At 43.9% G+C, this 24,418-nt stretch carries 19 protein-coding genes; 9 read left to right on the top strand and 10 right to left on the bottom strand.

Going from position 1 to position 24,418, the window contains the following annotated elements; translation table 11 throughout:
* The first annotated feature begins 30 nt into the window (after positions 1 to 30).
* Positions 31 to 1,899 (top strand): glycoside hydrolase family 35 protein, encoded by a 1,869-nt coding sequence (locus G633_RS0115900; RefSeq protein WP_026520527.1) that lies wholly within the window; start codon positions 31 to 33, stop codon positions 1,897 to 1,899.
* Between the two features lie 4 nt (positions 1,900 to 1,903).
* Positions 1,904 to 4,027: a glycoside hydrolase family 2 TIM barrel-domain containing protein gene (locus tag G633_RS18810; protein WP_051200317.1), complete on the top strand. Its 2,124-nt coding sequence runs from the start codon at positions 1,904 to 1,906 to the stop codon at positions 4,025 to 4,027.
* 500 nt (positions 4,028 to 4,527) lie between these two features.
* Here G633_RS18810 and G633_RS0115885 read toward each other — a convergent pair whose 3' ends face one another.
* From G633_RS0115885 to G633_RS0115870, 4 genes are all read right to left on the bottom strand, one after another.
* Complete coding sequence (locus G633_RS0115885; protein WP_051200316.1) at positions 4,528 to 5,397, bottom strand: carbohydrate ABC transporter permease; 870 nt, start codon at positions 5,395 to 5,397, stop codon at positions 4,528 to 4,530.
* Entirely contained in the window at positions 5,397 to 6,494 is a 1,098-nt protein-coding gene (locus G633_RS0115880; RefSeq protein WP_022768555.1) for a carbohydrate ABC transporter permease, read from the bottom strand. The genes G633_RS0115885 and G633_RS0115880 overlap by 1 nt, the downstream gene beginning before the upstream one ends.
* Positions 6,495 to 6,621: 127 nt before the next feature.
* Positions 6,622 to 7,977 carry an ABC transporter substrate-binding protein gene (locus G633_RS0115875; RefSeq protein ID WP_022768554.1) on the bottom strand — a complete coding sequence of 452 codons (1,356 nt, stop codon included), beginning with the start codon at positions 7,975 to 7,977 and terminating at the stop codon, positions 6,622 to 6,624.
* A 306-nt stretch (positions 7,978 to 8,283) separates the two neighbouring features.
* The gene (locus G633_RS0115870) at positions 8,284 to 9,297 is read right to left on the bottom strand and encodes a LacI family DNA-binding transcriptional regulator (RefSeq protein ID WP_026520524.1); all 1,014 of its coding nucleotides are present in this window, start codon (positions 9,295 to 9,297) and stop codon (positions 8,284 to 8,286) included.
* 149 nt (positions 9,298 to 9,446) lie between these two features.
* Between G633_RS0115870 and G633_RS0115865 the strand changes: the two genes are divergently transcribed.
* A complete protein-coding gene (locus G633_RS0115865) occupies positions 9,447 to 10,421 on the top strand; it encodes an adenylylsulfate kinase (protein ID WP_196804284.1) in 975 nt (324 codons plus the stop codon).
* A gap of 73 nt (positions 10,422 to 10,494) precedes the next feature.
* Positions 10,495 to 12,153 (top strand): glycosidase, encoded by a 1,659-nt coding sequence (locus tag G633_RS0115860; RefSeq protein WP_026520522.1) that lies wholly within the window; start codon positions 10,495 to 10,497, stop codon positions 12,151 to 12,153.
* Here G633_RS0115860 and G633_RS0115855 read toward each other — a convergent pair.
* From G633_RS0115855 to G633_RS18805, 4 genes are all read right to left on the bottom strand, one after another.
* Positions 12,140 to 13,312, bottom strand: coding sequence for a hypothetical protein (locus G633_RS0115855; RefSeq protein WP_026520521.1), 1,173 nt, complete (start codon positions 13,310 to 13,312; stop codon positions 12,140 to 12,142). The genes G633_RS0115860 and G633_RS0115855 overlap by 14 nt on opposite strands.
* A gap of 10 nt (positions 13,313 to 13,322) precedes the next feature.
* Complete coding sequence (locus tag G633_RS0115850) at positions 13,323 to 14,105, bottom strand: formate/nitrite transporter family protein (protein WP_026520520.1); 783 nt, start codon at positions 14,103 to 14,105, stop codon at positions 13,323 to 13,325.
* Between the two features lie 196 nt (positions 14,106 to 14,301).
* Entirely contained in the window at positions 14,302 to 15,645 is a 1,344-nt protein-coding gene (locus tag G633_RS0115845) for an MATE family efflux transporter (protein WP_026520519.1), read from the bottom strand.
* Between the two features lie 20 nt (positions 15,646 to 15,665).
* Entirely contained in the window at positions 15,666 to 16,121 is a 456-nt protein-coding gene (locus G633_RS18805) for a MerR family transcriptional regulator (RefSeq protein ID WP_051200314.1), read from the bottom strand.
* 128 nt (positions 16,122 to 16,249) lie between these two features.
* Here G633_RS18805 and G633_RS0115835 point away from each other — a divergent pair, with 128 nt between their 5' ends.
* Positions 16,250 to 17,242 (top strand): aldo/keto reductase, encoded by a 993-nt coding sequence (locus G633_RS0115835; protein ID WP_026520518.1) that lies wholly within the window; start codon positions 16,250 to 16,252, stop codon positions 17,240 to 17,242.
* Between the two features lie 878 nt (positions 17,243 to 18,120).
* Here G633_RS0115835 and G633_RS19585 read toward each other — a convergent pair.
* Both G633_RS19585 and G633_RS20015 read right to left on the bottom strand, forming a co-directional pair.
* A complete protein-coding gene (locus G633_RS19585) occupies positions 18,121 to 19,239 on the bottom strand; it encodes a helix-turn-helix domain-containing protein (protein ID WP_051200312.1) in 1,119 nt (372 codons plus the stop codon).
* Positions 19,240 to 19,250: 11 nt separating this feature from the next.
* A complete protein-coding gene (locus G633_RS20015) occupies positions 19,251 to 19,394 on the bottom strand; it encodes a hypothetical protein (protein WP_155834983.1) in 144 nt (47 codons plus the stop codon).
* Positions 19,395 to 19,631: 237 nt separating this feature from the next.
* Here G633_RS20015 and G633_RS0115820 point away from each other — a divergent pair, with 237 nt between their 5' ends.
* The 4 genes from G633_RS0115820 to G633_RS0115805 are packed head-to-tail and all read left to right on the top strand — an operon-like array spanning position 19,632 to position 24,399.
* On the top strand, positions 19,632 to 20,336 hold the full coding sequence (locus G633_RS0115820) for an ABC transporter ATP-binding protein (RefSeq protein WP_022768543.1): 705 nt from the start codon (positions 19,632 to 19,634) through the stop codon (positions 20,334 to 20,336).
* A 44-nt stretch (positions 20,337 to 20,380) separates the two neighbouring features.
* A complete protein-coding gene (locus tag G633_RS0115815) occupies positions 20,381 to 21,943 on the top strand; it encodes an efflux RND transporter periplasmic adaptor subunit (protein ID WP_026520517.1) in 1,563 nt (520 codons plus the stop codon).
* 4 nt (positions 21,944 to 21,947) lie between these two features.
* Complete coding sequence (locus G633_RS0115810) at positions 21,948 to 23,156, top strand: ABC transporter permease (protein WP_026520516.1); 1,209 nt, start codon at positions 21,948 to 21,950, stop codon at positions 23,154 to 23,156.
* A gap of 25 nt (positions 23,157 to 23,181) precedes the next feature.
* Positions 23,182 to 24,399 carry an ABC transporter permease gene (locus tag G633_RS0115805; RefSeq protein WP_026520515.1) on the top strand — a complete coding sequence of 406 codons (1,218 nt, stop codon included), beginning with the start codon at positions 23,182 to 23,184 and terminating at the stop codon, positions 24,397 to 24,399.
* Positions 24,400 to 24,418 lie beyond the last annotated feature (19 nt).

Genomic DNA, 24,418 nt, shown 5'->3' with positions numbered 1-24,418 from the left:
AGTATTCCTTTTGATTAGAGTAGAGAAATTATGGGAAAATTTGAAATCAGAGATACTTTCTACCTGAATGATAAACCTTTTAAAGTAATAGCAGGCTCTTTTCACTATTTCAGAACTATGCCTGAATACTGGGAAGACAGATTATTGAAACTTAAGGCTCTTGGATGCAACACGGTTGAAACCTACATTCCATGGAACCTGACAGAGCCAAAGAAGGGCGAGTTTAATTTCGAAGGGCTCTGTGATGTTGAAAGCTTTATCAAGCTGGCCACTGAACTGGGGCTTTACATTATACTCAGGCCATCACCATACATCTGCGCAGAATGGGAATTTGGCGGGCTTCCGGCATGGCTTTTAAAGGACAGAAACATGCGCCTTAGAGTCAGCTATAAACCCTTTATGGATGCTGTGGAAGACTACTACAAAGTACTGATGCCAAGGATCACTAAGTACCAGATTGATAATGGCGGCAATGTTATACTCATGCAGGTTGAGAATGAGTATGGTTACTATGCCAATGACCATGAGTACATGAAATTCATGGTTGACCTTATGAGAAAGCTTGGCGTTACCGTACCTCTTATAACCTCCGACGGACCATATCATGAGAGCTATCGCGGCGGCTATGCTGAGGGTGCTCATCCTACCGGCAATTTTGGCTCCAGAACAAAAGAGAGATTTGAAGTATTAAAGGAGTACACAGCTGATGGCCCTTTGATGTGCGCAGAATTCTGGGTTGGCTGGTTTGACCATTGGGGCAACGGCGGACACATGAAGGGCAATCTCGTTCAGAGCTGCGAGGACCTTGAGAAGATGCTTGAGCTTGGAAACGTGAGCATCTATATGTTCCAGGGTGGTACTAATTTCGGATTTACAAACGGATCGAATTATTACGACGAGCTTACCCCGGATGTTACGAGTTATGACTATGACGGAATCCTTACAGAGGATGGCAGGATTACCGAGAAGTATATAAAGTACAAAGAAATTATTTCAAAATATACAGATATTCCACAGGTTCAGCTTCCTGCAGAGGTAAAGAGAAAGAACTACGGCAAGCTGACATGCAAAGAGAAGGTAAGTCTGTTTAACGTAGTGGATGATATCAGCACAGCAGTGCACCTTTCATATACGGTAAGCATGGAGGAGCTTGATCAGAACTATGGATATATCCTGTATAGGACAACGCTACATTCCGAGGCGGGAATTGCAAAGCTGAAACTTTGGGAGACAGCGGACAGAGCAAATGTATTTGTTGAGGAAAATCCTCTCATTACTCTTTACGACCATGAACTTGATGCCGAGCATGACATTCCTCTTGAGAAATATCTTGCCTGCAGCAAACCTGCGCAGTTCCTTGCCGGTAAGTTTATGATGGAGAGAGGACTTACTCCCGAACAGGCTCCTGCTGCAATTGGCGAGGCCGGACTTTCCACAGGCTCTCTGCTTGGCCTTAACGAGAAGTTCGACGTTCTCGTTGAAAACATGGGCAGAGTCAATTTCGGACCTCGCATGGAACTTCAGAGAAAAGGTATTGGACGATGCGTTCAGATCAACGGCCATATTCACAACGGCTGGGACATTTACACACTGCCTCTTGATAATGTGGATAAGGTTGACTTTAGTAAGGAATACAAAGAGGGAACTCCTGCGTTCTACCGCTTTACATTTGATGTGGACGAAAAGGGCGATACATTCATTGACTTTGATGGCTGGGGAAAAGGCGCCATTTTCATCAACGGATTTAACCTCGGAAGGTTCTGGGAGATAGGACCACAAAAGAGATTATACCTTCCCGCTCCTCTTCTTAAGGAGGGAGAAAATGAGATCATCGTCTTTGAAACAGACGGTAAATGCGCAGACAGTATAGAGCTGAAGGACGAGCCGGATTTGGGCTGAAACTATGGATACTGAGAGAATAATTCTTACTGATAACTGGAAATTTCATTATGGCGAATGCGAAGAGGCATGGTACAAGGGCTATGATGACAGCACCTGGGAAGAAGTTACAATTCCTCACGACTTTTCCGTGAAGGCTCCTTTTTCAAAAGAGTTTTCCAGCGGAACCGGGTATCTTCGCGGCGGAATCGCATGGTATAGGACAAGCGTGAGGATTCCGGAGGAATATCGTGGCAAAAGGATCACTTTGACCTTTGATGGAATCTACAAGAACAGCTATGTATGGGTCAACAGCTATTTCCTTGGGAAAAGACCCAGTGGCTATGCACAGATCAGCTATGACATCTCTGACCGGGCGAGTTTTGGAGATGATAAGCTTCAGATCAGCGTCAAGGTAGTTCATACCGACATTGCGGATTCCAGATGGTTTACCGGCAGCGGAATAACGCGTAAAGTCAGCATTGTGGTTTCCGAGAAAACAGCGCCGGCTGTGGATGGAATATTCTTTAAGTGCGACAGTGTTGAAACTGACGGAGGTAGGACACTGGCCAAAGTGTCTGTCAGAAACGAGATTCTGACGGCAGAGGCGGATAGCATAGTAGTATCTAATGCGCTGCTTGATGCAGACGGGAACACTGTTCTTACCATGGAAAGTGAGCCCTCCGCGCCGGAAGGAGATATGGTAGTGATAAACCTTTCGGGAAGCCTAAATGATCCGAAGCTATGGAGTCCGGATTCTCCATATCTGTACACCCTGGAAACCAGGATAACTGCAGGAGATACGAGCTATGTGGCGGACAGGAAAAAGGTTGGCATAAGGACATTTTCTTTTGACCCGGATGAAGGCTTTTTCTTAAACGGAGAGAGCATGAAGTTCAAAGGAGTCTGCGTTCATCATGACGGCGGATGCCTTGGTGCAGCCATGAAAAAGGAAGTGTGGAGAAGGCGCCTTGAGCTTCTGAAGAAATCCGGTTGCAATGCCATAAGGTGCAGCCACAATCCTCACATGCCCGAGCTCTATGACCTGTGTGATGAAATGGGCTTTATGATGATGGATGAGGCCTTTGACGAATGGGAGAATCCGAAGAATAAGTGGTCAACAGGCCACAACGTTTATCCTCCAAAGCACCAGGGATATTACGAGGACTTTCCTGCGTGGCATGAGACTGACCTTCGGACGATGGTCAGGAGAGATAGAAACCATCCGTCGGTTATTCTTTACAGTATAGGCAATGAGATAGATTATCCCAATGATCCTTACTGTCATCCCATGTTCTCTGAGATGACAGGTAATAATGATCATAATAAACCTGCGGCTGAAAGGCAGTATGACGCTAACAAGCCAAACATGGAGAGACTTGCTGTTTTGGCAAAAGAGCTTGTGGCTATAGTCAGGGATGAGGATGATTCAAGGCCTGTGACTGTGGCAGCAGCATTTCCTGAGCTGTCAAGCAGGATTGGCTTTATAGATGAAATGGATGTGGTAGGGTACAATTACAAGGAACATCTATATGAAGAGGATCACAAACGATTCCCCCAAAAGACATTTCTTGGAAGCGAAAATGGCCACAGTCCTGAAGCCTGGAAGATTGTAGAAGATAACAGCTACGTGTGCGGACAGTTTATCTGGACCGGAATCGATTATCTGGGAGAAGCTCACGGATGGCCTATCAGAGGATCATCGGCTGGGTTTATTACCACAGCAGGCTTTGCCAAGGAAGAGTTTAATGTAAGAAGTAAGCTCTGGGGAGGCGAAGGGCTTTCCGAAAAAGAAACTGATGAAGTATCTGTAGAGCTTTGGAAGCCAGACCTTTTGAACGCTGCTTGCTTGGATAATGAGTTTGCAGATGATTGCAATGAAACGGGCTACATCTATCAGATTCTTGTGAAGCTTCCAAAGGGTCTTTTGGAAAAAGATATTATGGCTAAGGTCACCGGAGCAGGAGAACTTGCAGGAATTGATAATGGCAATTTATCTGACCTTACTCCTTACACTGAAGATCACAGAGAAACCTATGAAGGAAGGCTTGTAATATATGTAAGACGCTTATCAGCAGGAGACATAAAAGTTTCTGTTATGGAACTGTTAAGCGATAAGACGGAGCTTATTACAACTGTAAAAATATAATGAAGAAACTGAAAGTTGAAGAGACTGCTCACTGGGCAGTCTCTTTTTAAAGCCAGTTCCACTACAAATTAAATATATGAGTAAATGCAGTGGAGGATTACAGGAATAATTTAAAGGAAGATCCACTGCAAATTAAATATATGAGTAAATGCAGTGGATGATTTCGGGAATAATTTGAAGAAAGTTCCACTGCAAATTAAATATATGGTAAATGCAGTGGATGATTTCAAGAATAATTTAGAGGAAGATCCACTGCAAATTAAATATATGAGTAAATGTAGTGGAAGATTGCTAAGAACATTCAAAGGAAGATCCACTGCAAATTAAATATTTGCACAAATGCGGTGGAAGCTTACTTGCTTTGCTGCAGAATCACCTGCTCAGGGCTAACATTGGTTTCATACACTGCAGAGCCCTCTTTGTCTGCATGCAAAATCCCGGCATTCTTGCGAATGTCGGGATTTTTTTATGTATATATGAAGTTATTGGTAATAAGGAAGTTAGCCCTTTACAGCACCCTCTATCATACCTTCCATGATCTGTTTCTGCGCGATAAGGAATATGATAATCATTGGAATGATAGCAAGCAGTGCAGCGGGAAGAATTCTATCCCAACGCTTTACATAAGATCCAACGAACTTCTGGATAGCGATCGGGATTGTCATTACCTTACCGTTCTGTCCAAGCATCATTGAAGGAAGAAGGTAGTCGTTCCAGATCCACATACCATTGAGGATTGTAACTGTTGTGATAACAGGTGTGAGCAGAGGGAAGATGATCTGGAAGAATGTCTGCTCAGGTGTACATCCGTCGATGGAAGCTGCTTCCTCAAGGTCGAAGGGAACGCCCTTGATAAAGCCGTTTAAGATAAACACTGTCATGGCTCCGCCGAATCCCAGATAAGCAAATACAATACCGGGAACTGACTGAAGCATTGGAATTCCGATAAACTTTCCTACATCACGGAAGGTAGAAATAAGTGGAAGCATTACTACCTGGAAAGGAATGATCATTGATGCGATGAAAGTAAAGTAAATAATTGTTGACCAAACTGTCTTGTTTCTGCAGATAACCCAGGCTGCCATTGATCCGAATAATGAGAGCAGAACCAGGGATACAACCGTGATCAGTGCTGAATATCCAAAGGATTTCCAGAACAGGAAGTTAGGGTCATTGATAACTTCGTGAATGTTGAATCTGAACTGTCCAAGGCTTGATCCTGCAAGGCTTACAGGATTAGCTGTGATATTGGAAGTCTCTTTTCCTGAGTTAATAACAAGCAGGAGGAATGGGAACAATACATAAGCTGCGATAATTATAGCAATTACTAATCTTATAGCTACGGCTGCCGGTTTTTCTTTTGTATGCATTATAATTCCACCTCCTTCTTATTAGATATACGTACCTGCATGATAGATACAGCTGCCAGGATGATGAAGAACAGAACCGCTTTGGCCTGGCCCAGAGCATAGTCGTTATTGATTACCGCAGTGGAGTAGATGTTCAGTGCGAGCATCTCTGTACCGTTTGCGATATACTCTCCTAGGAACTGAACTGATCCCTTACCATTTGTGAGAGCAAGGTTTACATCGAACTGCTTGAAGGCTGATGTAAGAGTAAGGAATGTACATATTGTAATAGTAGGAGCGATCATAGGAATCTTTATATTGAAAAGAGTCTGCAGAGGATTAGCTCCGTCGATGGCTGATGCCTCAAGTACATCTCCGGGGATTGTGTTAAGTCCTGTGATGTAGATGAGCATGATGTAACCTGCATACTGCCATATATATACGATGATGATAGCGATGAAGGCTGTCTTTGTGTCCGAAAGCATTGAGTAAGTACCGGTAAACTTCGTGACAACGTTACTGAAAATGAACTGCCAGATGTAACCAAGTACGATTCCTCCGATAAGGTTGGGGAGGAAGTAAGCTGCTCTGAAGAACCCAAGGCCTTTGATCCTTGATGTGCAAAGAAGAGCAAGTAAGAATGCAACCAGGTTAACCAGGATCATGTTGAATACAACGAACAGGAATGTAAGAAGTATTGACCAAAGGAAAGCGGTCTGATTAAACATTCTTGCGTAGTTGCCAAAGCCTACGAACTGGTGCATCAGGATTCCGTTCCAGTCGGTGAAGGAATATCCGATACCGAGGAATAGTGGAATGATTACTGTTACGCCAAATGCGAAGAGCAGTGGGAACAGGAAAATGATGTTTACGATTGCGCGATGATGTTTGAATGTAGGGAACAGATATAGGCCTACGAAGAACAGGACTATACCAATTACGAACATAGCGCCTCTTCCGAAGATAATAGGTGTTGGTGTTCCGTTAATGGGCAACGTACCTAAGATAAGGTCGCCTGCTCCGGTCATGGAAAGTCCAAGTCCGGCAATCGTAAGCACAAGTCCCAGGATAAGGCTACCAAAAGAAGCAACCTTTCTGCCGGTAGAAAATGTACCCATTAGAAAATCCCCCTTTCTTTAAATAGAAGAAAAAATTTTGTGATGTTCATTTTAAAACGGGCAGGGTAGAAATGATCCCTGCCCGTAAATAAAACCTTAATTAGAAATACCTTGTAGCTTCCCCTAATTACTGAGCGTAGTAGCTTGAGATTACCTGAGCCATTGTTGAAACAAATCCGTCAGCATCAAGCTTGCCCTTTGCATAATCTGCAAATACGTTACATGTCTGGTTCTGGAGACCGTCCTTCTTGAGCATTGTGTGCCATCCTGAGTAGTTACCTGCTGTGATGTAGCTGTTCATGCTCTTGTAGAATGGGTTAACTGCCTCATACTGGCAATCGTCGAAAGGAGATACAAGACCAGCATCGTTTACAAGGATGTTCTGAGCTGAATCGCCTGCGCACCAGTTGAAGAATGCCTTAGCACCGTCTACGTTACCGTTTGAATATGCTACCCAGTATGAAGGTGGTCCAGCGATGATTGTGTTGATTCCATCCTCAAATGCATAAGGAGCAAATCCACACTCGAAGCTTACATCGTCAGGAGATGTTACACACCAGTTACCCTGTGTGATGAATGCATACTTGCCTTCCTTAAATCCTGCAACCTGTGTGTCATATGTTCCGTCGATAAGAAGAGCAGGATCTGAGTACTGGTTCATCATTCCGATGAACTCTGCGAAGTCCTTCATTCTTGCTTCATCAATCTTTCCACCGTCGTTAAGAAGATCGATGTATGTTGTGTCGTCGGCCTTAAGACCTGCATCAAGATACTGACCAAATACGTGTGTACCTGAAGACCATCCAAGGTTTGTAGGCTCTGCACACCATCCGAATACAGCTGTGAGACCAAGCTCATCCTTCTTAGCATCAAGTGTCTCGCAAGCTGTCTTCCAAGCATCAGGGCTTGTAAGAGAAGCAGGATCAACACCTGCAGCCTTAAGAACATCAGCGTTGTAACCAAGAGCTGTTGCCTCAACTGTGTAAGGGAATCCGATTGTTCCCATTGTGTCGTTTGTAAGTTCAAAACCTGTCTTGTTTGTCCAGTCTTCACCGGCGAGATCAGCAAGCATGCCGTCCCAGTTAGCTGCCTGGTTAGCTTCGATTACGAAGATGTCAGGCATGTTGTCAGCCTGATACATTTTCTTGAGCTCGTCAGATGCGTTTGTGTCGCCACCGATTGTCTCAACAATAAGAGTGTTGCCTGTCTCCTCGTTGTACTTAGCTGCAAGAGCCTGCATCTGATCATTGATCTCAGGCTTACCGTTAAGAAGACGAACCTCTCCAAGATCACCTGTAGCTTCTGTGGCAGCGGGAGCCTCAGTAGCTGCTGTATCTGCAGGAGCTGCTTCCTGTGTTGTAGCCTCTGCGTTGTCAGCAGGGGCAGCTGTTGTGTCGGTACCGGTAGTACCTGTAGTTCCACAAGCTGCAAGTGAAAGAACCATTGCGCTTGCAAGAACTGCTGAGATGAGTTTCTTTTTCATTTTGTTTCCTCCTTTTGTGCATTCTGCCATAACATGCAAAAGTTTTGGCGGTTACTTTTGCGCATAAGTTGTACGCTAAATTCAAAATATCACACTTCTGTACAAAATTCAATAGAACTAATCTAAAAAGTCTCGGCTCTTTGCATACTTATGCGCAAAAGTTGGCGTGCCTAGCGGGCTTAAACGATTACGCTAAAAACTAAAAAAATAATAAAACGTTTATAAAGTTTATGAAAAAGCATAAAAAAGACCAACTTATGCGTTTAAGCTTAAGTTGGTCAAGTTTAACAATGGGTTATGGATCTTTTAGTTGATCTTTCTGACAGTATCACGAATAACCAGGTGAGTCGGAAGCTTTATCTGGTTAGGTGTCTTGTGTCCTGCGAGCTGCTTAAGAAGAGTATCTGCAGCAGTAATACCTTTTGCTTTTACATCCTGATGGACTGTGGTGAGCGCCGGTCTGTGGAGCTGACCCAGCATATTGTCATCAAATCCAACAATGGATATTTCTTCGGGAACATTAATGCCTCTGTCTGTCAGCGCACTTATAAGAGTTATTGCATAAAGGTCTGATACGCAGAAGATAGCGGTAAACTCTTTTGACCTGTCACAGATCTCCGCGAGGGATTCGTCAATCTCATCACTCTTTGGATGGATCTGCAAGAAGTTTGAACTCTTGTACTTGATACCTGCATCCTTCAGGGCTTTCTTGTAACCGTTAAGTCTTGCCAGATCGACACCGCTCTGGTTATCGGAGAGGAATGCGATCTTTTTGTGCCCCTGGGATATAAGATACTTGATCATGTCGTAGGTGCCCTGTTCATCGTCGAGGCCGACATTGGTGAAATGCTTAAGGCCTTCGAGTGAGTAGGTGTCTATGCAGACGATTGGCTTTTTGTATTTCTCGCTGACTCTTATACCGTCATCGTTGAGCATACCAAAGAGGATCAGTCCGTCCACGTTCCAGGTGGACACATGTCTCATGATCTCATCTGTATCACTTGAGATATAGAGCATCATGAAGTAACCGGCGTTTCTGATGGTCTCCTCAACACCTCCGATAAGTACCGAGACGAAGGGATCCATGATCAGGTTCTCGTATTTATCAGCACGGGCCTTCAGGGCCAGTCCGATGATCTTTGACTCATTCTGTGCAAGGTTCCTGGCATTTATGTTTGGAACGTAGTCGACTTTTTTTAAAAATTCCTCGACCTTTCTCTTGGTATCGTCAGAGACTTCTCCGGCTTTTCCGTGAATAACATTTGAGACCGTCGTAGTGCTCATATTTAGTTGTTTGGCGATTTCTTTGATCGTGATCATTTTTTCAATTGGCTCTTTACAAACAAAAAAAGTTAGTGTATTTTGTCTTCAGCACGAGGAGAAATTTTTCACCCCGTCTTTTTTTTCAACATAACATGCAATAATACAAGTTGTCAAAAACTAAATTTCAAAGAGGAGAAAACGAAAACATGAACACTAAATATAACAAAGTGACTGTTTTTAAAGACACTGATGATAAGCTTTCAAAAGCTGCAACAATTGTTTCTAATATAAGTATTCCCGATGACATTCCCCACGGTGATATGCCCGGAGATAAGATCGAGATCGGAGAGAGTCACATCGCCAAGGCCAGAACAATCTTTCCTTTATTGGTAAAAGAGCTTTCGGAGAAGATGGCAGCTAATCCTTATAAAAGAGCTGTTGTTGCCGTATGCGGAGGATCCGGAGTCGGAAAATCCGAAATTGCATCACTCCTGTCATATTTACTGGAAAGCGCAGGAATAGGCAGCTACACAATGTCCGGTGACAATTACCCACACAGAATTCCAATGTACAATGATGCTGAAAGGCTTCATACATTTAGAAAAGAAGGCATCAGAGGAATGGTTGACGCAGGTGTCATGAATGCTGATACAGTAGCTAAGATCAGAGAGTGGCAGGCAGCTGATGATGACGCAAACAAGGCACATTTAGAGACTGACACATGGTTCAGAAGCTACCTTGAAGCAGGTTCTAAGGGACTTGATGAGTACCTTGGTACACCCAATGAAACAGACTTTGCTGAAGTAGACCAGATAATGAAGGCATTTAAGGACGGAGCAGACAAGCTCTGGCTTAAGAGAATGGGACGTGATGAAGCATCCCTGTGGTATGACGAAGTAGACATGTCAGAGAAGCAGGTTTTAATAGTAGAGTGGACTCACGGCAATAGTGACTACATGAGTCAAGTTGATATTCCGGTACTTTTAAACAGCACTCCTGCTGAGACTTTGGAGCACAGAAGATCAAGAAACCGTGACGGCAAGCTGGACAGCCCATTCACAATGCTGGTTCTCGAGCTTGAACAGGCTAAACTTGTTAAGCAGGCTCACAAGGCAAAGATCATCATTTCAAAAGCCGGAGATATAATCAGTTTTGATCAGTTCCAGGAACTTATGAAATAACATTTTGACAGGTTTGGTAATGGGTAAAATCACACATATCAACACCCTCTTTTAAATAATGGAGTGAATAATTATGAAAAAAAATTTCGTAGACAATGGTCCGATGCTAAATGCTTACCCCGATAGTATGGGTGGAACAATGGCAGATATTGTTTCTGTCCTTTCAAAAGAAGAGTTTAAAGATGTATTTCAGTCTTTTTACATTCTCCCAAGTATTTTTAACACAGACCTGGACAGAGGATTTTCTGTAATTGACTACAGCATCAATGAAGAGATGGCAAGCGCCTCTGATATTGATAAGCTCGGCGAGCTCGGAATTGACCTTAAGCTGGACTTTATCTTAAATCATGCATCAGTTCTTTCTCCCCAGTTCCAGGATCTTTTAAAGAACGGTGAGAATTCTAAGTACAAGGACTTCTTCATCAACTGGAATAAGTTCTGGGAAGGCTACGGAGAGATAACTCCTGAGGGTTACATCCAGCCCGAAGAGAAATATATCAAGGATATGTTCTTCAGAAAGCCCGGACTTCCGATCCTTATGGTGAGAATGCCCGATGGAAAAGACGTTCCTTACTGGAACACCTTCTATCAGGAAGTTCAGTACAAGCGCCCTGATGCTCAGGACCTCATGGAGAAGATGGATATTCAGTACCTGGCAGCAGACAGACTCTCAAAGAGAATCTGCTCCGGCCTTGATGAGGGCAAGAAGCCTTCAGAGATTGATTTTACAGGTTATGAGAAATATAAGGATGCAGTAGTAGAGCTCCTTGAGTCCGGAAGACGTTATCTTGGTCAGATGGACCTCAACATCAAGTCAGACCTTGTTTGGGAGCACTACAGAAATACATTAAAGAGCCTTTCAGGCTACGGCGCAAGGATTGTAAGACTTGATGCCTTTGCCTATGCCCCTAAGGAGCCCGGCAAGAAGAATTTCTTAAATGAGCCTGATACCTGGGATGTTCTCGAGAGGGTAAAAGAGCTTGCTGACGAGTTTGGAGTATCTCTCCTTCCCGAGATTCATGCAAGTTACAGCGAAAAGATTTATGAGACCGTTGCAAACAAGGGCTACATGACCTACGACTTCTTCCTTCCCGGACTTCTTATCTATGCAATTGAGAACAGGGACGGTTCTGTCCTTGAGAAGTGGGCAAACGAGATCCAGGAAAAGAAAATCCGCGTAGTCAACATGCTTGGCTGCCACGACGGTATTCCGCTTCTTGACCTTAAGGGAATCCTTGCAGAGGAAGATATTCAGAAGATGATAGATACAATCGTCGGCAGAGGAGGCTTTGTAAAAGACCTTCACGGTGCCAAGAATATGTACTATCAGGTAAATGCTACATATTACAGCGCTCTTGGAGATGATGACAAGAAGATGCTCTTTGCAAGAGCAATCCAGATGTTCATGCCCGGTAAACCTCAGGTTTGGTACCTCGACCTTTTTGCAGGTAAGAATGACCACGAGGCAGTTAAGAGAGCCGGAGCAGGTGGACATAAGGAGATCAACAGAACAAACCTTACTATGGATCAGATTGCTGATGCCATGAATAAGGATGTTGTTAAGAAGCAGCTTGAACTTCTCAGATTCAGAAACACAAATCCTGCCTTTGGATTTGATGCGAAGCTGGATATAAAGACTGATGGAAGCGTTATGACCTTCACCTGGACAAACGGTGATAATAAGGCCAGCCTTAAGGCAGATTTCTCAGACTATAGCTTTACGATCGAGTAAAAGACTGCACCTGAAGCATAGGTTCAGCTTCATTCATCTCTTTTGCCAGAGAAATTTCATAACCGATTCTTTTTGAAAGATATATAAGGCCTGCGCCCCAGAGGACATCTCCTGTGGCGTGGGCTGTTTCTACGTTACTCTCTATTCTTGCAACGAGTTCATCATGAGGGTATTTTTCAAGGACAGCAACTGCTTCCTCAAAGTAAGGCTTCTGGATATCTTTCAGGCAGTCAAAGAGGAACTGTACACCCACTTTATTTGCCGGATATCCGAGATTTTTAAGGAGCTTAACACCGTTGCAGATGCACATATCATCTTTGAAAGCTTCCATTTTAAACCATTCCGAGATGTTTTTTATCAAATTCTGATTGATCGCATAGGCAATCTCATGTATCTCCTCGTCCATCAGAACTCTGCTGTGGAGAGCTTCATCCGCAATACGCTTGTTGCGCAATGCTTTGGCGTGGTCCCTTGAATTTTGTGCATTCATGTTTCTTACTTCAATTTCTGAGAGCTCTTTTTCCCATCTGTATCTGAACTCATCCCAGTCAGCTGTTGCGAGGTTCTGGTAATTTCCCTGATGGATTCTTTTAAAAGCACGTGCACAGTCACCGGTGGAGATCATTGTGTGGTAGGCATTATCCAGGCGAAGTGTCCTATCAGCATTCAGGTATTCCATGAGACCACCGATGAGAATGGAGTCGAACCTCCAGTCGCCGGCTCTGACCTGCGTTCCGTCAATCATGGTAATATCGCCGGTTGCTCCGTTGTAGTCATAAACCAGATAAGTGGGGTAGTACTGGCCTTTAATGCAGAACCATCTGCCGCTTTCACTTACCTCTAATCCGCGAACTTTCCTGCCTTTTTTATTTACATAAGGCTTAAACTTGTCCTCTGACAGGAGTCTGATACAAAGATCGCGCCCGAATTTGTTGCCCCAGTAGGGAACGGTCTCGATATTTTTAAAGTAATTTGCTACACGATTTTTGTACTTCTTAAAAAATGAAAAGCCGCCTATTGCCAAAAATGGCAGAGAATCCTTCCCAGCAGTGCCAAAGAATGCTAAAAGAGTCATGACTGCAACAAAGACAAATGAGCCAAAAAGAAATTTCGTTAAGAGGCTTCCGTTCCTGATAAGTCCTTTTATATAATTCCACATTTCTAAACAATCAATCCTTTAAATAAATCAAATAATACATTGCTCCCACGCAGAGAGCGCCACCTATTATATTCCCAAGTGTAACGGGAATCAAGTTGGTGACAAAATACCCAAATAATGAAAGTCCATCTGCAGCGATTCCGTAAACGGATGTAGCGATCATGCCTGCAGGGATAAAGTACATATTGGCAACGCAGTGCTCGAATCCGCCTATGATAAAGAGCATAACGGGAAGCCAGAGGGCGAGCACTTTTCCTGCCAGTTCATCTGCTGCAAAGGAGCACCAGACAGCCATGCAGACCAATATGTTACAGAGAATTCCCTTGAGCACTCCATCGGTAAAAGAGATACCGGACTTAGCGACAGCTGTGCTGACAACAGCCTTGGCAAGAGCCCCGTCTGCAAAGGCATAGGTATGCGAGAAATTCGCAAGAAGAGCGATGATAAGTCCGCCCACCATATTTCCGAAATAAACGATAAGCCAGTTCCTGAGCATTCCCGAGAGCTTAGCTTTTTTACTAAGTACAGGAATGATGATAAGGCAGTTACCTGTAAAGAGCTCAGCGCCACCCACAAGCACCATGAAAAGACCTATTGGGAAAACCGCGCTGCTGACAAGCCTTCCTGTTGACGGATCCGGAGCACATACCGATGCGATCTGGCTTCCGAGACCTCCCAGAGCAATGAAAGCTCCCGCCAGTATTCCCAAAAGGAACGTCTTTCTGAAGTTCATGTTGGTTTTAGCGGTTCCGACAGTTTCATAAGTGGTTGCGATAGCAGCAGGTGATTTCATGAAGAGCTCCTTTCAGACGTGTGGTGGTGTGTCAGTGGGGTGTTTTCAGTTTGGTGAGTCAGTGGGGACGTTTCAGTTTGACTCATTTTGTTTAGCAAAATGAGTCAAACTGAAACGTCCCCACTGACTCACCAAACTGAACCACTGACTTCTACATCATATAGTAGCTCAAAATAATACGAAATACAAGATATAGTTATACGGTCTTTTCGCGCAGCTGCTTCATGACAAAGACATATAGTATGATTGAGAATACGCCTGCTGTGACCCAGGCAGCAGCATCACCTGCAACAGCCATATTAAAGCTGTGGAGCTTCATTGACAAAAATGCAGTTCCAAATCTTGCAAGCAGTTCCACAATGCCCAGCATAAGGGCAGTCTTACCGTATCCACAGGCCTGCATAGCATTCCTGTAGATAAAGATCATTGCCAGCGGAATGTAGAAAGGAACGCAGGCATATACATAAGCTCTTGCATAGGGCAGGTAAGATGCCACATCAACTCCGGGATCAAAGAAGAATCCGATGATCACCGGAAGAAGAACAACGCTCAGGATTCCGTTGATGACAGAGTACACGGCTGCTATCTTCATGGCATCCTTGGTGCCCTGATTTACCCTGTCAAGATCGCCGTAGCCGAAGTTCTGTCCGGCATAGGCAGCAATTGTCTGGCCTATGGAAGGCATTCCTGCGGTCATGAGGTTTACAACCTTACCTGCTGCGGTAAATCCTGTCACAGCAGTCGATCCGTAGATGTTGATGGAAGACTGCATGACCATCGTTCCTGACGCGGTTATACCAAACTGAAGAGCCATGGGAATACCGATGTTGAGCTGCTTAAGCGAATATTCTTTGTGCAGATGCCAGTCCCTGGCCTTGGGGCGAAGTACGGAAACCTTTCTTACAATATAGAACATGCAAAGGACAGCAGAAGCAGCCTGTGAAAGATCTGTCGCCAGCGCAGCACCGAAGGTCCCAAGATGAAATACTACGATAAATACCAGATCAAGAACAATGTTCAAAAGAGCTGAGAAAATCAGAAAGTACAACGGAGTTCTGCTGTTTCCGATGGCTCTTAAGGACGCGGCAAGAAGGTTATATCCAATAAGCGCGATACTTCCTGCGCAGATTGTGGAGATATAAGCATAAGCATCATTGTAAATATCCGCCGGTGTGTTCATCAGCCTGAGGAGCGGATGCATAACAGAGAGCGCAATAACAGTAACTACTGCGGTACTGATGATTCCAAGCAGGATCGCATTAACAAAGGCAATTCTTGCACCTTCATAATCCTCTGCACCGTACTTCTGGCTGATCAGCACGGTGTAACCTGTTGTCATTCCGTTTGCCAGTCCCATGATCATGAACATGATCGTTCCCGTGGATCCAACGGCCGCAAGAGCAGTGGGAGACACATATCTTCCTACAATAACGGTGTCCACCATGTTGTAGAACTGCTGAAATATAAACCCTAAGAATATAGGGAGAACGAACTTTAGTAAAAGAGTAAGCGGCTTACCCTTTGTCATAGATGATTCCATAATTATCCTCCGAAAAACAGTCAGCTTATCCTGTCTAAAATAGTATCAAGCGCATTTTGGTGATAGTCTTTTTTATCAAACTTTGCCCACTTCGGAAGCTCTTTTCCCTGCTTGAGAGCCTTCTCGATATGGCCGTAGTAATCAAGCTTTTTGAGAATATGTTCATAGGACTCGTAAGCCTCTGCGAATTCCTCCAGCATGATCTCGCTTCGCCTTTTTAAAAGACTCATCATATCATCGATACTTTTTGCTTCATCTTTTTCATATTCAAAAAAGTCTTTTATCTCATTGATGGACATCCCGGCCTTCTTAAAGCAGTTTATGGCCTCGAGTTTTCCGATATGATCTTCTGAATAAATTCTGTGTCCACTCTCAGCTCTTTCTACATTTTTAAGGAGCCCCAAGTCTTCATAGTATCTCAGGGTAGATGCTGCAACGCCGAATTTCTCTGATATCTGCGCTATTGTATATGTCATTTTTACCTCCTGAAAATTTCCCCGATTTCCCCGAAAAATGTTGTTGACTTCAAGTGTACTTTAAGTATTAAGCTTTGTAAAGAATCAAAAAAAGAAATAAAATTGTATATAGATAAGGGAGGTTTACCATGTATACAGCAAACGAAAACAGATATGAAAAGATGCAGTACAATCGCTGCGGAAACAGCGGTCTTAAGCTTCCGGCAGTGTCTCTTGGACTTTGGCATAACTTCGGTGATACAGGAAATTTTGAGAATATGAAGCAGATGTGCTTTACTGCTTTTGACAACGGTATCACACATTTTGACCTTGCCAACAACTACGGTCCTGCAGAGGGCAGTGCTGAGAGAAACTTTGGCAAGATTTTAAAAGACGATATGGCTTCCTACAGAGATGAGATGATCATTTCAACCAAGGCAGGCTACTACATGTGGCCGGGACCTTACGGCGAGTGGGGGAGCAGGAAGTACCTCATCGCAAGCCTTGATCAGTCCCTTCAGAGAATGGGCCTTGAATATGTTGATATCTTCTATCATCACAGACCTGACCCCGAGACACCTCTCGAGGAGACTATGGAGGCACTTGCACAGATCGTCAGAAGCGGAAAGGCACTCTATGCCGGCATTTCCAACTACGACGGCCCTACACTTGAGAAGGCAACAGCTATTCTGACTGACCTTCATGTTCCGTTTGTGATTAACCAGAACCGCTACAACATCTTCGACAGAACTATCGAGAAGAACGGTCTTAAAGAGAAGGCAAAAGAGCTGAATAAGGGCATCATCTGCTTCTCACCTCTTGCGCAGGGTCTTTTATCCGACAGATATCTTCAGGGAATTCCTGAGGACAGCAGAGTTCGCACAGACGGCAGATTCCTTCAGGAGAACAGGATCAATGAGGATGTACTTGCCAAGGTAAGAGCCCTCAACGACATCGCTGCAAAGCGCGGACAGACTCTTGCTGAGATGGCACTTGCATGGATCCTTAAGGACGGCTATGTAACATCAGTTCTTGTCGGAGCATCCAAGCCTTCACAGATCCTTGATAACATCAAGGCTATTGAGAACATCACATTCTCAGAGGAAGAGTTAAAAGAGATTGACAGAATATCTCAGGGCTAATTAGTAAAGTGGAAAAAAAGACCTCTATATCAGAAATGGTATAGAGGATTTTTGATTTGGCCCATAGGGACGGGGATAGGGGACGTTTTGGGGAGTATACCTTTACCAGCCCGCCGCCTTGAGATTGTGGTTCATATAAATACCGGCGTCAAGGGCTGCCCGGGCGCCAAAGGGCGGCGCCCAGCGTACTGTCCCTTGACGCCGGTATTTATATGAACAATCGGTCACTAAGGCGGGCAGGATAAAGGGGCGTGACTTGGGCAGTCTATCAGCTGCAACGATTAGGGGGCTTTTCTGCGTTTTCTACTTATATGTTCAGAAGTAGCCTATGGGCGTAGAAAGCCGAAGGGAGAAAATTTTACATAAGGGGTTATTTTCTACCTATACGGATAAAAGTCGCTTGTGGGTGTAGAATGCCCTGAGAGTTTTTCTACCTATATCCGAAAAAGTTGTCCGTGGTCGTATAAAAAAAGAGGTATTTAGATTTATACATGAAAATCCTTCTACCTATATTGTGAAAAGTTTCTTCTGGGCGTAGAAAATCTTGGATTCTGAGGATTTTCTATATATATGGATCAAAATGGGTTTGGAGTATGGAAAATGCAGAAGAGTAAAAAGTTTGATTCTTGATATTTCTATATATGACTCTAAAACTTGCCTTGCGGTATGGAAAAATGTTGGAAAGCCAGAATAGATTTCTATATATATGAGTAAAAGTAAACATTGGGTATAGAAAAAAGGCCATCCAAAGTTTTTGTGCTAATTTCATTTCTATATATATCAAGTAAACTCATCGCAGGGTATAGAAAATACGACAGACAAAAAGTTTTGGAGCTAAGCTGCGAGTCATGAAGGTTGGGCATAGAGTCATCTTTACTTTATAAAGATGACTCTTTTAACTTGTTCCATTCATCTATAACTTTGCCCATGTATTTGTATATCTTGGCGGTTACGACGCTCTGGTCATCTTCAAACATTGATTCAATACCTGACACAGCTCCGGCGCCGGTGGAGTCGAAGGAGTAAGCTTTATCTTCGGAAAAGTAGAATCTGACACTTCCGGAGAGTTCGTTACTTGATGCTGATCTGTCATAAAGATTTGCCAAATCCCACATCTCTTTTACACAGGCTTTCATAGCCGCATCGTCGCCAAGAGCGGAGAGCCACCAGGATTTAAGGAGCAGCATGATGGTCTGAAGTTTATGAAAATATGTAATCTGGTCCGGTTTACTGTAGAGCTTGGTGAGAGCTATGTTCATATCAGCCAGTTCTATGGCTTTTTCAAGATCTTTTTTACGGCCGCTTGCTGCAAGTGTCATGGCCATGTTTGTGATCACCCCGTATTGATCGGCGCATATCCTGATTATGGCCATAGTCCCGTACTTTAGCGACTCCTCAAATTTGCCGGAGTTCATAAGGACGGAAGCGATGGAACTGTCGTTGCAACCGTCGTAGTTGATCTGTTTGAGTTCATCCAGAGCTTTCTCCGGGTCTTTTTTGGTATAGAGCTTGGCAATCCTTCGACGTATGGAGTACTCGCTGATATGCGGATCTGTATTCTGCGAAAGGTGTTCCATGCTGCGTTGGTAAAGGCTTATGGCTGTATCTCGATCTTTATCGTCATCGCCTTCTGTATATTTAAGGAAAAAGAGCTCTGCGCAGCAGTACAGTATCTTGAAAGTGTGCGGATAGCGCACCAGCGCATTGTTTGCTTCGCTCACTGCCTCGTCAAACCTGTAGGCATGATACAGGTCTTCTATGGAATCAACCATGTCATCGATATTCTTGGAGGACATATCATAGCCCAGTAGTTCATCGACTGAGACATTGAAGAAGTTTGCAAGCTCCATCAGGGTCAAGATGTCCGGTACATTGTTGCCGTTTTCCCACTTGGAAACTGCACCGATGGTCACTCCAAAGGCCTCAGAGAGTCCTTCCTGGGTCAGACCCATTTCTTTTCTGTGCTTCTTTATGTTTTCTGATAGCTTTAATTGCATCGCATCCTCTTTTACATTATTGTTCTTGATCTCATGGAGTAGTTGAAACCACCGTTCATGAGATTTCTGTAATTTTCCTGTTCGCGGCTTTTATCTGCTGCAAATCCGTTTGTTAAGTTGCTGATCATAGTCTTGAAATTTACCATCTTTGTCATAACTTTCTCCTTCTCTCTGTGTGCTCTCGTGAGCAGTTCTTTGTTATGACTTAATGATACAGGGCTATATAAAGAATATTAACACACTATTTGTACAATTAGTATATAAAAAACTTTCCAACATGGAAAGTGAATTTCATAAAAATTTCATAAGTTTGTAAACGTTTACGCTTTCATTTATTGTAGTAATGAAGTACAATAATGAGTTGTACACAATCTATATTATTGAGGAGAATTATGAAGAAACTTGTAGAGATAAAGGATGTATGTAAGATATACAATCCCGGTGAGAACGAAGTCAGGGCGCTAAATCATGTGTCACTGACCATAGGTGAGGGCGAGTTCGTTGCCATAATCGGACAGTCCGGTTCCGGTAAGTCTACTCTTATGAATATGCTCGGATGCCTTGATACTCCCACCAGTGGCAAGTATTTCCTGCATGGCCAGGATGTATCGCACATGACTGATGACGAGCAGTCTGACATAAGAAACAGAGAAATTGGATTTATATTCCAGGGCTTTAACCTGATCCCTTCACTTACTGCTCTTGAAAATGTTGAGCTTCCTCTTATATATAGAGGAGTAAGTAAGAAAGAGAGAGTAAGACTTGCAAGCGCAGCGTTGAACAGCGTAGGTCTTGCAAAGCGTATGACCCACAAGCCCAACGAGATGTCCGGTGGACAGCAGCAGAGAGTTGCCATAGCAAGAGCCATAGCTCAGGCACCGCCGATACTTCTTGCGGATGAGCCCACAGGTAACCTTGATACCGGCTCGACAAAAGAGATAATCACAATAATAAAAAGGCTCTACCACGAGGGAAGAACCGTTATTATAATCACTCATGACCCCGGCATTGCCAAGCAGGCCAAGAGGATCATAACCATATCCGACGGAATGATCCAGAGTGATATTGCAAATCCGGATTATAAAGACGAAATCTGAGAATAGAAAAAGTTTTGTTAATGAAAGTTTATGGAGGAATTTTGATGTCTGAGAAGGAAAACAAAAATAAGGAAATTCAGGAGAGCGTTACTACAGTTCCTGAAGCAAATAATGAGATCAAAGAGACCACCGGTGCGGATATGGAGGTCTACGATGATTATGATGTAACAGATCTTGCAGATTCTGTTAAGAAGAAAAAGAGATTTAAGAAGAGATATGCTGTGATCGGAATAGCAGCTCTTTTGATCGCAGCCTTTGTTATCTATCGCATAAATGCAGCCAAGAATGCGGTTGTCATGGTTGAAACTCAGGGTGTGGCTCTTGGCAGTATTGAGAACATTCTTTCAATCTCAGGTACTGTGCAGAGTGGTGAGACCAAGAATTACTATTCGGATGTTACAGCACCTGTCGAGAAGATCAATGTTAAGGTCGGAGATAAGGTCTCAGAAGGATATGAGCTCTTAACCTATGATACAGAAGCGCTTGATCTTGCGCAGCAGAATGCCGAGCTTGCAATCAAGCAGGCCAAAGGTACATACAGTGCAACAGCTGCAGGTGCCACAATAGCAGATTCAGCTGAAAACTATGCTCAGAATATGACTCTTGATCAGATCAACAACAGGATAGATCAGATAACTGATGAAAAAGAGGCTATTCAGAAAAAGATCACTGAAAAGAAGAACAGGATCAGCCAGACAATTGATGAGCTTAATAAGGTTCAGCTGGATTACAATCAGAACAGAGTAAGTGATGGCGCAGAAGCATACAATCACTACGACAGAAAAGACGATGACGGCAATGAAATGTATCTTCAGACGCAGGAAGCGCTCACTGATGCACAGGCTGCTCTCACAAGAGACCCTGAGCTTATTGCATGGCAGGATCAGATCACAGCGCTTACTGATGAAGCCAGTCGCCTTTCTTCCGCACGAAGCCTTAAGGTCAGCGGAGGAACCTTATCTGCTCAGAAGGCAGCACTTGATACAACACAGCTCAATCAGGGCGATACACTTACTAAGATTGAAGCAGCCAAGGAAGGAATTAAGGCCGAATTTGACGGCGTTGTTACAGCAATCCCCGCAAATGTTGCAGAGGGTGCAACCCTGGCAGCAGGTGCACAGATCCTTTCCATAGCAAACCTTGAGGATGTACAGGTTACCATTCAGGTTTCAAAGAGCGATCTTCCCAAGATATCACTCGGACAGAAGGTAGATGTCACAATAAACGGAAAGCCATATAATGGCGAAGTAACAAAGATTTCCGGAAATGCCACCAAGAACGCCAACGGTGTAGCAGTGGTTGATACTGTCATCAAAGTAACAAACCCCGATTCAGATATTATTTTCGGAGTAGAAGCAAACAATAAGATTCATGCTCAGAAGGCTGACAACACCATCGTTCTTCCCTATGAGTATGTTCAGACAGATTCAACAGGCGATTACGTATATGTGCTTGCAGCAGATAACACAGTACAGAGAAAAGATGTTGTGATCGGCATTTCTACATCTACAGATGCCCAGATCATTGAAGGACTTGAAGTTGGTGACAAGGTTATTACTTCGGATGTAAGCCTGCTCACAGAAGGAATGACTGTAGTAGCACAGTAAAATAATGGGAAAATTTTCAGAGTATTTAAAAAGTGCAATTAAACAGATAATAGGTAATGGCTACAGAACCCTGATGACCATGCTTGGTATTGTTATCGGTATTGCAGCGGTTATTGCGGTAGTTGCTCTTGGAAACGGCATGAGCAGTTTCGTTAAGAGCTCTCTTAACGATCTTGCCGGCAACTACGGCATTTTGTCCGTAAATGCCTCCAAGACCTCAGAGAGACTAACCAGGAATGACATGTATGCAATTGAGGAGGCGCTTCCGAATGCAAAGGGAGTCTCCCCGAATCTAACAGGCTATGGCAAGGTTGAAGGCAGAAAAGGGACTTTCACAGCCGTCGTTAACGGTGGTTCCGAGGCATATCAGTACTCCTTAAGTAATGAAATAGTTAAGGGACAGTACTTTACCAGGCAGCAGGTGGAGTCGGGACAGAGAGTCTGTGTAATGCTCCTTGATGACGCCAAGACACTCTTTGGAACCGAGGATGTAATAGGATTTGAGGTGGAGCTTACCATCTATGGCAAGACAGCCACTTACACTATTGTTGGCCTTCGTGATCACATGAATAGAATGTATCAGTTCATCATGGAAGGCCAGGATTACTATGCGCAGCTGGAAGTGCCCTACACAGCATTGGGTGCGGATTTTGACTATGATACCGAGAATTTCACTCAGCTGATGCTCTTTGATGCACAGGAAACTTTGTCGGAATCGGTTCAGACGGCAAAAGACATCCTGGTCAATGCCCACGGACTAAGAGGCTCCTCAGCTCTTACAGCCCAGAGTATGGCGGATTTTTCCGATCAGCTCAATCAGATCCTTGGCTATGCCCAGAGCTTCCTTCTCCTGGTATCGGTCATCTCCCTGATTGTAGGTGGAATCGGTGTTATGAATATCATGCTGGTGTCAGTTACAGAGAGAACCAGAGAAATTGGAATCAGAAAGTCAATTGGAGCCAGCACCGGAGCCATCATGACGCAGTTCCTTGCAGAAGCTGCGATCTTAACGCTCCTTGGAGGAATAGTGGGTATCATACTTGGAATTATAGTTGCCCATGTGATATGCACAGCCATTGGTTTTGACGTTATCATCACGCCGACATCGGTTCTCGGGGCAGCATTTTTCTCGGTGATGATAGGTCTTTTCTTCGGAATCTATCCCGCCAGGAAGGCAGCCAAGATGAAACCTATCGACGCACTTCGCTTATGATTAAGGCGCAGCAAAGGAAAGTTTAATGGGAACATTTGGAGAGTATATAAAAAGTGCTCTGTCAAGCATACGCACCAACAAGGGAAGATCATTTCTTACCATGCTTGGCATCATCATAGGTATTTCAGCGGTACTTATCGTGCTCATCATAGGCGATGGCATGAAGGCTACTGTCAACAGTGAGATTGATTCCCTGGGAGCTGCTACAATAACAGTTTCTTTGGATGACACCAAGACTGATAAAACCTTTACTAGACAGCAGTTTGAGAACATAGAAGAAAACATTGATAACATCTACGGAGTATCGCCCTCTCTTTCTGTTTGGGGAAATACCAAAGGAAAAAAGCAGGAAATTTATGAAGTGAGTATAGATGGCGGAGATACTGCCTCACAGTATGCTTCGGGTATGGAAATGCTTCACGGAAGATACTACAATGAAGCAGATGTGGAAGACGGCAAGAAAGTCCTTGTAGTAAGCCAGATGTTTGCAAATCTTGTATTCGGCTATGAAGAGGTAGTCGGACAGACTCTGGAGATTACGGCATATGATATCACACAGGAGTTTACCATAGTCGGAGTAAGAGAAGATACTCCTTTGGATGTTGCATATGCAAGCTTTGGCGAGGATACGATCATCGGCGCAAACGCCCCTTATACAAGTCTTTGCGAAGCCTATAAATTTGATGTGGATAAAGAGTTCAATTCATTCAAGATATATCTGGACAGCGACTATAAGGATGCGGTTCTGGGCCAGACCAGAGCAGTTGTTGAAAACATCATGGAGCTCAGGGGAGAGAACTGTGTAAAGATCTCATCCGGCGCAGGCTTTGATCAGACCACCAACAGTATTCTTAACATCATCACATCAGTAGTTGCCATAATTGCAGCGATATCTCTTTTGGTAGGCGGAATCGGGGTTATGAATATCATGACGGTTTCCGTTACTGAGAGAACAAGAGAGATCGGAATCAGGAAGTCCCTCGGAGCAAGGACATCTTCAATTCTTACCCAGTTCCTTGCGGAGGCATCAATCCTGACTTTTACCGGCGGAATCATAGGAATTATCTTTGGAATAAGTGTATCTTTCCTTATTTGTAAGATAATCGGTTTCTCGTTCTCGGTAAATCCGCTTCTGGTACTTGCAGTCGTTGCCATTTCAACCGCCATCGGACTGTTCTTTGGCATTTATCCCGCCAAAAGAGCAGCAAATCTTGATCCTATAGAAGCACTCCGTACTGAGTAAATTTATGGTATACTTAACA

The organism is Butyrivibrio sp. FCS006 (genome assembly GCF_000424525.1).
Taxonomy (GTDB): Bacteria; Bacillota; Clostridia; order Lachnospirales; family Lachnospiraceae; genus Butyrivibrio.
This window is presented reverse-complemented; position numbering and strand designations above follow the sequence as displayed.

Coding starts and splice junctions, on each gene's coding strand:
- G633_RS0115850 (WP_026520520.1), bottom strand. CDS start 14,105: ATGAAATCACCTGCTGCTATCGCAACCACTTATGAAACTGTCGGAACC.
- G633_RS19585 (WP_051200312.1), bottom strand. CDS start 19,239: ATGCAATTAAAGCTATCAGAAAACATAAAGAAGCACAGAAAAGAAATG.
- G633_RS0115815 (WP_026520517.1), top strand. CDS start 20,381: ATGTCTGAGAAGGAAAACAAAAATAAGGAAATTCAGGAGAGCGTTACT.
- G633_RS0115835 (WP_026520518.1), top strand. CDS start 16,250: ATGTATACAGCAAACGAAAACAGATATGAAAAGATGCAGTACAATCGC.
- G633_RS0115870 (WP_026520524.1), bottom strand. CDS start 9,297: ATGATCACGATCAAAGAAATCGCCAAACAACTAAATATGAGCACTACG.
- G633_RS18810 (WP_051200317.1), top strand. CDS start 1,904: ATGGATACTGAGAGAATAATTCTTACTGATAACTGGAAATTTCATTAT.
- G633_RS0115845 (WP_026520519.1), bottom strand. CDS start 15,645: ATGGAATCATCTATGACAAAGGGTAAGCCGCTTACTCTTTTACTAAAG.
- G633_RS0115860 (WP_026520522.1), top strand. CDS start 10,495: ATGAAAAAAAATTTCGTAGACAATGGTCCGATGCTAAATGCTTACCCC.
- G633_RS0115855 (WP_026520521.1), bottom strand. CDS start 13,312: ATGTGGAATTATATAAAAGGACTTATCAGGAACGGAAGCCTCTTAACG.
- G633_RS0115865 (WP_196804284.1), top strand. CDS start 9,447: ATGAACACTAAATATAACAAAGTGACTGTTTTTAAAGACACTGATGAT.
- G633_RS0115900 (WP_026520527.1), top strand. CDS start 31: ATGGGAAAATTTGAAATCAGAGATACTTTCTACCTGAATGATAAACCT.
- G633_RS0115820 (WP_022768543.1), top strand. CDS start 19,632: ATGAAGAAACTTGTAGAGATAAAGGATGTATGTAAGATATACAATCCC.
- G633_RS0115810 (WP_026520516.1), top strand. CDS start 21,948: ATGGGAAAATTTTCAGAGTATTTAAAAAGTGCAATTAAACAGATAATA.
- G633_RS18805 (WP_051200314.1), bottom strand. CDS start 16,121: ATGACATATACAATAGCGCAGATATCAGAGAAATTCGGCGTTGCAGCA.
- G633_RS0115885 (WP_051200316.1), bottom strand. CDS start 5,397: ATGCATACAAAAGAAAAACCGGCAGCCGTAGCTATAAGATTAGTAATT.
- G633_RS0115875 (WP_022768554.1), bottom strand. CDS start 7,977: ATGAAAAAGAAACTCATCTCAGCAGTTCTTGCAAGCGCAATGGTTCTT.
- G633_RS0115805 (WP_026520515.1), top strand. CDS start 23,182: ATGGGAACATTTGGAGAGTATATAAAAAGTGCTCTGTCAAGCATACGC.
- G633_RS20015 (WP_155834983.1), bottom strand. CDS start 19,394: ATGACAAAGATGGTAAATTTCAAGACTATGATCAGCAACTTAACAAAC.
- G633_RS0115880 (WP_022768555.1), bottom strand. CDS start 6,494: ATGGGTACATTTTCTACCGGCAGAAAGGTTGCTTCTTTTGGTAGCCTT.